Below are 9,056 nucleotides of genomic sequence, written 5' to 3'. Positions count from 1 at the left end.
TTGGCAGAAGCGCTGTGCGTGGCGAGGGAGCTTGCTCCCGCTGGGCTGCGAAGCGGCCCCAACACAGGCGACACCGATTTGCCTGATAAACCACAGTGCCTGGGTTGGGAGCGCTGCGCACTCCAGCGGGAGCAAGCTCCCTCGCCACAAAAGCTTAATCACTGACCCTCCCCAGCACGATCCGCCCACTGGAGCAGGCGGCCGCCTCATTGCGGTAGGCGAAGTACAACTTGCCGCGCTCCTGGTCGAACCGCAGGTGCAGTTCGATCCGGTCATCCGGGCGTACCAGTTGCTGGAACTTGAGCACTTCCATCCCGGCGAACGGCCCCGGCAGCTTGAGCAGTTGCTGGCCCAGGCTCAGCGCCCAATCCACTTGCACCACGCCCGGTAGCACCGGGGTTTGCGGGAAGTGGCCGCTGAAGTAGGCGAGGTCCGGCGGGATCGCCAGTTGCAGGGTCCATTCACCGTTGGCTTCGACTTGTTCCAGTACTTCCGGGGCTTTCGGGCGCGGTGCCAGCAGCAGGGCTTCGACGTCGGCCTGGGGCAGCTTGCCTTGGGTGTTCAGCGGCAATTGGCGCAACAGGCGCCAGCGGCGGGGCAGCGCCAGGGCTTCGCAGTGTTGGCTCAAGTGCTGGCGCAGGGTTTGGGTGACGGTGCGCCGGCCCTGGTTACGCAGGGCATGCAAGCCGCCTGCGCTGAGCACCACGAGGGCGCCGAGGGAGGCGCGGTTTTCCTGCACCACGCCCAGGCGCGTTTCAGCGACCCAGGCATGGTCCATCAGCGCTTGTTCGAGCATCGGCAGGGAGATGCGTTTTTCTTCCAGCTTGACGATGCGGTCCAGGCGGCCGAGCAATTCGAAGCGGCCGTCGGCGTGGATGGTGGCGGCGTCGGCGGTCTGTTCGACATGGCCGGCGGGCAAGTATGGCGAGGCGATGCGCAAGGCGCCGTCGGCGTCCTGGCTCAGCTGCACGTCGGCAAACGGCTGCCACGGTTGTTCGCCCTGGCGCCAGGCGATGCCGCCGGTTTCCGAGCTGCCGAGGATTTCCGTCGGCCATTGCTGCAAACGCTGATGCAGGCTGCCGGCGGCCTCAAGGGGCAAGGCGCCGCCGGAGGAAAACACCCGTTTGACCGGTGTAAGCGCTGGCCAGTCGAGGTTGTCACCCATGCGCTTGAGGAGCGCCGGGCTGGCGACCCAGGCAAATTGCGCATGCTCGCGGCTGGCGCGCTGCAAGTCCTCGGGAAATGCCAACTGTTGGCGCACAAAGGTGCGCCCGGCACACAACGGCCACAGCACCCGGAACAGCAAGCCATAGATATGCTGGGTGGCGACGCTGCCGATGATGCACGCCTCGCCCAGGTCGGCGCCCCACAAGGTTTCCAGCGCCTGGACTTCATTGGCCATCTGCCGCAGGGTTTTGTCGATGCGCTTGGGTTCGCCGCTGGAGCCGGAGGTGCACAGGCTCAGGCAGCAGGCATCCAGGTCCAGGGCTTCGGCGCTTGATGGCGCTTGATACAGCGCGTCCAAGTCGCTGGCCTCGGTCAACCAGGCGTCGACGGCATCGTCCCAGCGTTGGCGCGTTTGTGGTTGCAGGTCGGCAGGCAACAACACGCTGACGCCTGCTCGCCACGCACCCAGCAGGGCGATCGCCAGCAAGCCGGCATCTTCCAGGTACACCGCCAGGCGCTGGATGCCCCGGGCTTGCAACCCGCCGGCCAGGCTCAGGGACTTCTCCCACAGGTGTGGGTGATCCAGGGCAGGTTCGGTGGTCACCAAACGCTGCTCCACAGGCTCAAGCAGCAAGTGCTCAAGATTCAACCAATTCATACGCGGCCTCGAACCCTTTGTCGTACCAGCCATTCCACGGCAAACAACAGCCCCATCAGCCCGTAGGCGATCATGCCGTTGTACAACGTCCACCAGCTCAGCGGCGCCCACAGGGTGAGCGCGGCGGCGAGCAGGCCGTTACACAGGAAAAATACACTCCACACCACGGTGACCTGGCGGGTATACACAATCGCTTCTTCGGGCAGTTGCGGCTCGCTCATGCGCGCCAGGCGCTCGACCATCGGCGGCCCGTATTTCAGGCTCAGGCCGAACAGTGCCAGCATGAAGGCGCTGACCAGGCTCGGGTACCAGCGCAGCATCTGCGGGTTGTCGAACCAGGCGAGCAGCAGGCAAAAGACAATGATCGCCGCCGCCATCCAGCGGCTGCCCGGGCGCCTGGCGCCGGTCAGGGCGCGCAACAGCCACAGGCTGCCCAGCAGCAGGCCAAATTGCCACGGGGCAAAATGCTCAGTGCCGTAATACACCGCAAAAGGGTACAGCAGCCCCGCCAGCAACAGGCCAAGGCCGATCAGCCGGCTCATGCGGCCGGTTGAACCAGACGGTAGACCGCCTCGACCACGTCATTCACGGTACGCACGGCCTTGAACTCTTCGGCGGCGATTTTCTTGCCGGTCTGGCGCTTGATGTGGTCGATCAGGTCCACTGCATCAATGCTGTCGATCTCCAGGTCCTGGTACAGGTTGGCGTCGAGCGTGACGCGTTCCGGTTCCAGTTCAAACAGTTCCACCAGGGCGTCGCGCAAGGTGTTGAAAATATCGTCACGAGTTTGCATGGTACGGTCTCAAGCTGCCTGTCGGGCCGTGACGAACGCCGCGAGGCTGGCCACGTTGGTGAAGTGATTGCGGGTGTCCTTGGCGTCGGCATCGATCTTGATGCCGTACTTTTTCTGGATCGCCAGGCCCAATTCCAGGGCGTCGACTGAATCCAGGCCAAGGCCTTCGCCGAACAGGGTTTGCTCGTTGCCGATGTCGCTCTCGCTGATGTCTTCCAGGCCCAGGGCCTCGATGATCAGCGTTTTTATGTCGTGCTCAAGGCGGTGTTGGTCGCTCATCTTCGGCGAGCTCCTTAATAAAATACTGGTGCAGGTAATCGTTGAGCTTGCGTGATGCCTGGGGCGCGGGCCCTTGTGCGGCAAACGCCTGTGGTTCTATATCGGCACCCACGCGCAAACTGAAGTGAAAGCGGCGATTCGGGATGCGATACCAGGGTTCGGCCTTGGTCAGTGTGGTGGGGCTGACCTTGATCACTACCGGAGTGATGATGCTCGCACCGCGCAGGGCAATGGCGGCGGCGCCGCGATGAAAGGTCGGTGCCTGGCCCGGTGAGGTGCGGGTGCCTTCCGGGAAAATGATCAGGGTCTGGCCGTCCCGCAGGGCATCGGCGGCGGCGTCGAGCATGTCGGCGCTGCCGTCGTTGCTGATGTAACCGGCGTCGCGCACCGGGCCCCGGGTGAACGGGTTCTGCCACAGGCTCTGCTTGACCACGCAGTTGGTCTGGCGCATCTGGGCGATCAGGAACACCACGTCCACCAGCGATGGGTGGTTGGCAATGATCATCTGGCCTGGGCGGCCAAGCTTTTCCGCGCCTTCGACGCTGTAGGTCAGGATGCCCAGGCGCATCATCATGCGGATAAACAACCAGAACAGGCAGCTGATGGTGTGGCGGGCGCGTCGCTGATGCTGTTTGGCATCACCCGGCAGGCAACTGAGCAGCGGAAACACCAGCACACGCAGGCACAGGCCGCCGAGGCCAAACAGGCCGAAGGCGGTGGCAGTGGCGAACAGGCGCCAGTAGTAGGCCTTCCGGGGCTTTTCGGTCAGGACTTGCGTTGCCAGTTCCATACTCGGTTCTTCCAGGCATGTTGGCAGGCGCCCTCTTCGTTCAGCAGGGTGCGCAGCAGGTTCAGGGCGTGGGGCCACTGGGCTTTGGTGGTGGGTTGGACAGCGGCTGTATTCAGTTCCAGCTGCCACTCGTCGCCCGGTGTCAGCAGCAGGCCGAGGGCGTAGGGGAAGGGCACGTCCTCGATCCAGCGCGCATAGGCTTCGGGGGGCTGTTCCTCGGTAATGATCAGCAATACAGCCGGTGCGCCTTCATTGAGCAGGGCAGCGGCTTCGAGCATGCCGTGCTCCAGGCCATCGCCGGCGGCGGCGAGGGCGGTCATTTCACTGGTTTCATTGCGCAGGATCGACCACAGGCCAATCACCGCGTTATGCACCGACAGGCTGAACTGGGTCGGCGACAGGGGCTCGTCGTTGGCCAGGTCGCTGAGAATATCGAGGGTGCGTGGGGTTTCGCCGTGACGGGAAACAAACACCAATGGCAGCTGTTGCAAGCCTTCGGCCAGGGGCCAGCCCACACTGAAGGCCATGCGCGCCAGGCGGCTCAGGCGCCGGCGCTGCATGGCCGGCAGGAAGGACACGTCGGGTGCCGCGTCGCTGCGGGCGAGCAACATCGGCTGCCGGCACCAGGTACGCCAGTCGTCCGCGCTTTCGAGCCCGGGAGCCCAGGCGCGCCATTGGGCGATGTTGAAATTGATCACTGAGAAGTTATCCCGCCCCTGCGGGCTTCCTTGTGCGGCCATTGGCCCCGAATACCGGGACAGGGTGCAATCGCCGAATGGCGCGCATTATCCCGGTGCTGCGGGGTTCTAGCAAACTTTGGTAAAGAATTGTTCACGGATGATTACAAATTCGCTGGAAAGAATTACCGATTGTCCATCATGCAGGTAGGGCAGCAGGTGTCAGGCAATTCCTGCTTTGTCGGACAGACGGGAAATTGTTATGCGAGATAGAGCCTCTGATGCTGTAGTACAGGAACAAACGAGGTAGCTAACGGGCGCTTTTGCCCTCTACACTCGGGTCATTCATTGATACACGGAGGTTTTTCCATGCGGCGCGTGGTGTTCAACCAAAAAGGCGGTGTTGGCAAGTCCAGCATTGCCTGCAACCTGGCGGCGGTCAGCGCCAGCGAAGGCTATCGAACCCTGTTGGTGGACCTCGATGCCCAGGCTAACTCTACCCAGTACCTCACCGGGCTGACCGGAGACGATATCCCCATGGGAATCGCCGACTTCTTCAAGCAAACCCTGTCTTCCGGGCCGTTTTCGAAGAAGAACCAGGTGGATATCTACGAAACCCCGTTCGACAACCTGCACGTCATCACCGCCACCGCGGAACTGGCAGACCTGCAGCCCAAGCTCGAGGCCAAGCACAAGATCAACAAGCTGCGAAAGCTGCTGGATGAATTGAGCGAGGACTACGACCGGATCTACCTGGATACGCCGCCGGCGCTGAACTTTTATGCCGTTTCAGCGCTGATTGCCGCTGATCGCGTGTTGATCCCCTTCGATTGCGACAGCTTCTCCCGCCAGGCGCTGTATGGCCTGTTGGCCGAGATCGAAGAATTGAAGGAAGACCACAACGAAGGGCTGGAAGTGGAAGGCATCGTGGTCAACCAGTTCCAGGCCCGGGCGAGCCTGCCGCAGCAGATGCTGGATGAATTGATTGCCGAAGGGTTGCCGGTACTGCCGGTGTACCTCACCAGTTCGGTGCGCATGCGTGAATCGCACCAGGCGAACATGCCGCTGATCCACCTGGACCCACGGCACAAGCTGACACAGCAGTTTGTGGAATTGCATAACTTGCTGGAAAACGCGTGATTTAGCAGGCAACACATCACCCATGTGGGAGCGGGCTTGCTCGCGAATGCGGTGGATCAGTCGAATTCTCTATTGACTGACTCACCGCATTCGCGAGCAAGCCCGCTCCCACATTTGGTCTTTGTTCCTACAGGGAAATCGTCGTCTTGCGCCGTTGCCTACAGTTACGCCAGAATCCGCCGGCTTGTGCGTCTGGATGGGCGTCTCTAAGGTTGCTCGGTCGCTGAATTCTCAGTGATCGGGTTTAGTAGCCCGAGTGTTTGTCGTTAAGTGCATAAGCTTCATCTTTCAGGCGCTGAGTCTGTGCTTGATGGTAGCTGTGCGTAGGGCGTCTTCGGGCGCGCCGGCTTCGACATTTCCCGGTCTACTAACCTGCGTACAGCTGCCACCCTAATTCGTTTAGTAGCGATCAGATGGCGGCTCCAATCAGGAATGTCGACCATGTTTAAAGCTACTCCAAATCCCCCGTCGTACCTTTTTACAGTCAGCCCCGGCCAAGCCACCGAAACCCTGATCCTCAATACCTACGAAACCTTCTCCTCAGTCACCACCCTCTTGCTCGACCTTTCCGACGACCTCACCGGCAAGCAGCGCGATGTCGCGTTGGCCATTCATCAATTGAGCGAATTGGGCGTATTGCTGATGGGGCAAGTGATGGACCGGGGCGTCCCGCTACCTCAAACGCCCTGACTGCGCAGCCAGCTCATCAACTGCGGTAACGGAAACGCACCGCTCTGACGCGCCACTTCCCGGCCATTCTTGAACAGGATCAGGCTGGGAATCGAGCGAATCCCCAACTGAGCGGATAACTGCTGATTGGCCTCGCTATCGAGCTTGGCCAATCGACACTTCCCGGCCAACTGCCCGGCGGCCTGCTCAAACACCGGCGCAAACGACTTGCACGGCCCGCACCATTCGGCCCACACGTCCACCAGCAACGGCAGGTCGCCCTTGATCTGGCTGGCGTAATCGCCCTGTTTCAGCTCAAAGGGTTTGCTCAGCAGCACCGGTTGCTTGCAGCGCCCGCATTTAGGCGCATCGCCCAGGCGTTCATTGGGGATGCGGTTAAGACCGTTGCAGTGGGGGCAGGGGATTACTAGAGAGTCGGACATGCTGGGCTCCGTGAAAGTGGCCAATGGGTTCTATTTGGAGCCGGGAAGGGTGTTTATCAAGGTTCGACGCTAGTGACGTACGCGTTCACATTTTTGGTGGTGACTTCTATCGCGGCGTATCTAGGCTGTTGAAGGGTGCTTGGAATTGCGCCACTGGTCCGCCAAGGAATATCGCAGATTGCGATATTTTTTCGGCAAGACTAACCTTCATAGCAAGATGCGATAAGGATGTTGCATGCGAGTGATCAGCGAAAAAAGGATATGGGAAGCGAAAGAAAGATGGCCGCATTCAGCCACGGCACTGGATGAGTGGTATCGCAGAATGAAACGCAACAGTCCCGCCGACTTTGCGTCGATGAAAGGAATGTTCCCTGCAACAGACAAAGTCGGGCAGTTCCATGTGTTTGACATCGGGGGCAATAAGCTGAGGTTGATTGCCTTCGTGCATTACCAAGTACAACGAATTTATATCAAGTACCTGTTCGATCACCGTGAATATGAGCAAGGTAAATGGAAGGAGAAAATCAGATGAGCGCACTCATCAGGCAGGCTGCCGAACACTGGCAATTTGTTTCGTCATTGCTGCGCAAGCCAAGAAACGAGGCGGACTACGATACCTTGGTCAGCGCCCTCGACGAATTGCTGGACCTGATAGGCGAAGATGAATCCAGCCCGCTCATGAGCCTGGTGGATATCCTCAGTGACTGGATCGAGGCCTACGATCTCGAGCACCGGCCGATGCCCGTTGCCAGTGGCGTTGAAGTGCTACGTTCAATGATGCGAGAGCATGGCTTGACCCAAAGTGATCTCCCGGGCGTTGGTGCGCAGTCGGTTGTCTCTGAAGTACTTAGTGGCAAACGCCAGCTCAACCTGCGGCAGATTCGTTGGCTGGCGGAGCGCTTTGGGGTTTCAGTGGAGACCTTTATCTAGGTCGCGCTATGAAGAACAACTAATCTCCAAATGCTTCCCCCAATCCGGCGGCCGCTGGGCGTATTGTTCCATCCCCGGCTGCTCTTCAAACGGTTTGGTCAGCACTTCATGCAGCCGGCGCACTTCGCTGTAATCCCCAAGCTCCGCCGCCTGGATGGCGTTCTGCGCCAAATAGTTGCGCAGGATATAAAGCGGATTCACCCCATGCATCCGCTCACGTCGCTGTTCTTCTGTGCCGCTGGCGTCGCGCTCCACGCGCGCCTTGTACAGATCCGCCCACTCATCAAACCCCTTGAGGTCGACAAAGTCGTCGCGCAACCGCGCCACGGCCAATGCGGCGGATTCATCCCCCAGCCGGCGGAAGAACAGGGTGTAGTCGACGCCGCTGTTCTGCATCAGTTGCAGCAGGCGCTCCACCAGTTTTTGATCGTCATCTTCGGCGGTGGTGAGGCCCAGTCGGCGGCGCATCAGGTCCAGGTAATGGGCCTGGAACAACGGCAGATACAGCCCCAGCGTTTCACGCAGCGCCTCGACGCTGATAAACGGCGTCAACGCCTGGGCCAGTGCGCTCAGGTTCCACTGCCCGATCGGCACCTGGTTGCTGAAGGAATAACGCCCTTCATGGTCGGAGTGGTTGCAGACGAACTGCGCGTCGAAATCGTCCAAAAATGCAAACGGCCCGAAGTCGAAGGTGATGCCGAGGATCGACATGTTGTCGGTGTTCATCACTCCATGGCAGAACCCATAGGCCTGCCACTTGGCGATCAACTCGGCATTACGCTCGACGATTTCGTGGAACATCGCCAGATACGGTTCCGACTGTTCCATGCATTCGGGGAAGTGCAGAGACAGCACGTGCTCCGCCAATTGCTTCTGCAATTCAGGCTTCTTGGTGTAGTAGAAATATTCGAAATGCCCAAAGCGCACGTGGCTGTGGGCCAGGCGCAGCACCATGGCGGCGCGCTCCTGTTTCTCGCGCCACACCGGCGTGGTGGAACCGATCACACACAGCGCACGACTGCTGGGAATGCCCAGCGCATGCAGTGCTTCCGACGCCAGAAACTCCCGGATCGACGAGCGCAACACCGCACGACCATCGCCCATGCGCGAGTACGGGGTTTGCCCGGCACCCTTGAGGTGCAGGTCCCAATGCTCGCCGGCCTGGTTGTACACCTCGCCCAGCAACAATCCGCGGCCATCCCCCAGTTGCGGGTTGTACGAGCCAAACTGATGCCCGGAATAGATCATCGCCCGCGGCTCGGCCTCGGCCCACAGCTTGTGCCCGCCGAACAGCTCGGCAAATACCGGTGTTTCGGCCACGGCGGGGTCGAGATCCAGCAGCGCCATGGCTGCCTCGCTCGCCACCACTAAACGCGGTTCGTCGATGGGCTCGGGCAGCACATGGGTTGAGAAGCCGTCGCCCAGGCGGGCGAAGCGGTTGTCGAAGGTCAGTTCGTCGAGGGCTTTCAACGGCCATCTCCTGAGCAGAATGTCCGACCATTCTGCTGGG

General features: G+C 60.6%; 12 protein-coding genes. 4 read left to right on the top strand and 8 right to left on the bottom strand.

Annotated features, from left to right (window positions below):
- Window positions 1–154: 154 nt before the first annotated feature.
- Genes HX839_RS03085 through HX839_RS03060 form a run of 6 tightly spaced genes read right to left on the bottom strand, consistent with a single transcriptional unit; the run spans window position 155 to window position 4,385 of the window.
- On the bottom strand, window positions 155–1,825 hold the full coding sequence (locus tag HX839_RS03085; RefSeq protein WP_177066709.1) for an acyl-CoA synthetase family protein: 1,671 nt from the start codon (window positions 1,823–1,825) through the stop codon (window positions 155–157).
- Window positions 1,822–2,367: a membrane protein gene (locus HX839_RS03080; protein ID WP_008439202.1), complete on the bottom strand. Its 546-nt coding sequence runs from the start codon at window positions 2,365–2,367 to the stop codon at window positions 1,822–1,824. Before HX839_RS03080 ends, HX839_RS03085 begins: the two co-directional genes overlap by 4 nt.
- Window positions 2,364–2,618 carry an acyl carrier protein gene (locus HX839_RS03075; RefSeq protein ID WP_003209389.1) on the bottom strand — a complete coding sequence of 85 codons (255 nt, stop codon included), beginning with the start codon at window positions 2,616–2,618 and terminating at the stop codon, window positions 2,364–2,366. Before HX839_RS03075 ends, HX839_RS03080 begins: the two co-directional genes overlap by 4 nt.
- Before the next feature lie 9 nt (window positions 2,619–2,627).
- On the bottom strand, window positions 2,628–2,897 hold the full coding sequence (locus HX839_RS03070) for a phosphopantetheine-binding protein (RefSeq protein ID WP_008439197.1): 270 nt from the start codon (window positions 2,895–2,897) through the stop codon (window positions 2,628–2,630).
- Window positions 2,875–3,687 (bottom strand): 1-acyl-sn-glycerol-3-phosphate acyltransferase, encoded by an 813-nt coding sequence (locus tag HX839_RS03065; protein ID WP_177066708.1) that lies wholly within the window; start codon window positions 3,685–3,687, stop codon window positions 2,875–2,877. The genes HX839_RS03070 and HX839_RS03065 overlap by 23 nt, the downstream gene beginning before the upstream one ends.
- On the bottom strand, window positions 3,663–4,385 hold the full coding sequence (locus tag HX839_RS03060; protein WP_008439188.1) for a beta-ketoacyl synthase chain length factor: 723 nt from the start codon (window positions 4,383–4,385) through the stop codon (window positions 3,663–3,665). The genes HX839_RS03065 and HX839_RS03060 overlap by 25 nt, the downstream gene beginning before the upstream one ends.
- 348 nt (window positions 4,386–4,733) lie before the next feature.
- On the opposite strand from HX839_RS03060, the gene HX839_RS03055 reads away from it, so the two are divergent.
- Together HX839_RS03055 and HX839_RS03050 are read left to right on the top strand one after the other, a co-directional pair.
- Window positions 4,734–5,504, top strand: coding sequence for a ParA family protein (locus HX839_RS03055; protein ID WP_003209397.1), 771 nt, complete (start codon window positions 4,734–4,736; stop codon window positions 5,502–5,504).
- A gap of 441 nt (window positions 5,505–5,945) precedes the next feature.
- Complete coding sequence (locus HX839_RS03050; RefSeq protein WP_003209399.1) at window positions 5,946–6,194, top strand: DUF6124 family protein; 249 nt, start codon at window positions 5,946–5,948, stop codon at window positions 6,192–6,194.
- On the opposite strand, the gene trxC is transcribed toward HX839_RS03050, so the two are convergent.
- Complete coding sequence (gene trxC / locus HX839_RS03045) at window positions 6,182–6,616, bottom strand: thioredoxin TrxC (RefSeq protein WP_003209402.1); 435 nt, start codon at window positions 6,614–6,616, stop codon at window positions 6,182–6,184. The two genes, HX839_RS03050 and trxC, sit on opposite strands and share 13 nt — an antisense overlap.
- 235 nt (window positions 6,617–6,851) lie before the next feature.
- Here trxC and HX839_RS03040 point away from each other — a divergent pair, with 235 nt between their 5' ends.
- Window positions 6,852–7,148, top strand: coding sequence for a type II toxin-antitoxin system HigB family toxin (locus HX839_RS03040; protein WP_093202502.1), 297 nt, complete (start codon window positions 6,852–6,854; stop codon window positions 7,146–7,148).
- A complete protein-coding gene (locus tag HX839_RS03035) occupies window positions 7,145–7,546 on the top strand; it encodes a type II toxin-antitoxin system HigA family antitoxin (protein WP_134325620.1) in 402 nt (133 codons plus the stop codon). The genes HX839_RS03040 and HX839_RS03035 overlap by 4 nt, the downstream gene beginning before the upstream one ends.
- Before the next feature lie 6 nt (window positions 7,547–7,552).
- Here the strand turns inward: HX839_RS03035 and selO are convergent, their stop codons facing one another.
- Window positions 7,553–9,016 carry a protein adenylyltransferase SelO gene (gene selO, locus HX839_RS03030; RefSeq protein ID WP_177066707.1) on the bottom strand — a complete coding sequence of 488 codons (1,464 nt, stop codon included), beginning with the start codon at window positions 9,014–9,016 and terminating at the stop codon, window positions 7,553–7,555.
- Window positions 9,017–9,056: the final 40 nt, after the last annotated feature.

This window comes from Pseudomonas sp. I8001 (assembly GCF_013385345.1).
Lineage (GTDB): Bacteria > Pseudomonadota > Gammaproteobacteria > Pseudomonadales > Pseudomonadaceae > Aquipseudomonas.
The sequence above is the reverse complement of the archived record's forward strand: the minus strand, read 5'-3'. Positions and strand labels throughout refer to the sequence as shown.

Excerpts from the sequence above, each read along its gene's own strand:
- HX839_RS03085 (WP_177066709.1), bottom strand. The coding sequence starts at position 1,825 with ATGAATTGGTTGAATCTTGAGCACTTGCTGCTTGAGCCTGTGGAGCAG.
- HX839_RS03080 (WP_008439202.1), bottom strand. The coding sequence starts at position 2,367 with ATGAGCCGGCTGATCGGCCTTGGCCTGTTGCTGGCGGGGCTGCTGTAC.
- HX839_RS03075 (WP_003209389.1), bottom strand. The coding sequence starts at position 2,618 with ATGCAAACTCGTGACGATATTTTCAACACCTTGCGCGACGCCCTGGTG.
- HX839_RS03070 (WP_008439197.1), bottom strand. The coding sequence starts at position 2,897 with ATGAGCGACCAACACCGCCTTGAGCACGACATAAAAACGCTGATCATC.
- HX839_RS03065 (WP_177066708.1), bottom strand. The coding sequence starts at position 3,687 with ATGGAACTGGCAACGCAAGTCCTGACCGAAAAGCCCCGGAAGGCCTAC.
- HX839_RS03055 (WP_003209397.1), top strand. The coding sequence starts at position 4,734 with ATGCGGCGCGTGGTGTTCAACCAAAAAGGCGGTGTTGGCAAGTCCAGC.
- HX839_RS03050 (WP_003209399.1), top strand. The coding sequence starts at position 5,946 with ATGTTTAAAGCTACTCCAAATCCCCCGTCGTACCTTTTTACAGTCAGC.
- trxC (WP_003209402.1), bottom strand. The coding sequence starts at position 6,616 with ATGTCCGACTCTCTAGTAATCCCCTGCCCCCACTGCAACGGTCTTAAC.
- HX839_RS03040 (WP_093202502.1), top strand. The coding sequence starts at position 6,852 with ATGCGAGTGATCAGCGAAAAAAGGATATGGGAAGCGAAAGAAAGATGG.
- HX839_RS03035 (WP_134325620.1), top strand. The coding sequence starts at position 7,145 with ATGAGCGCACTCATCAGGCAGGCTGCCGAACACTGGCAATTTGTTTCG.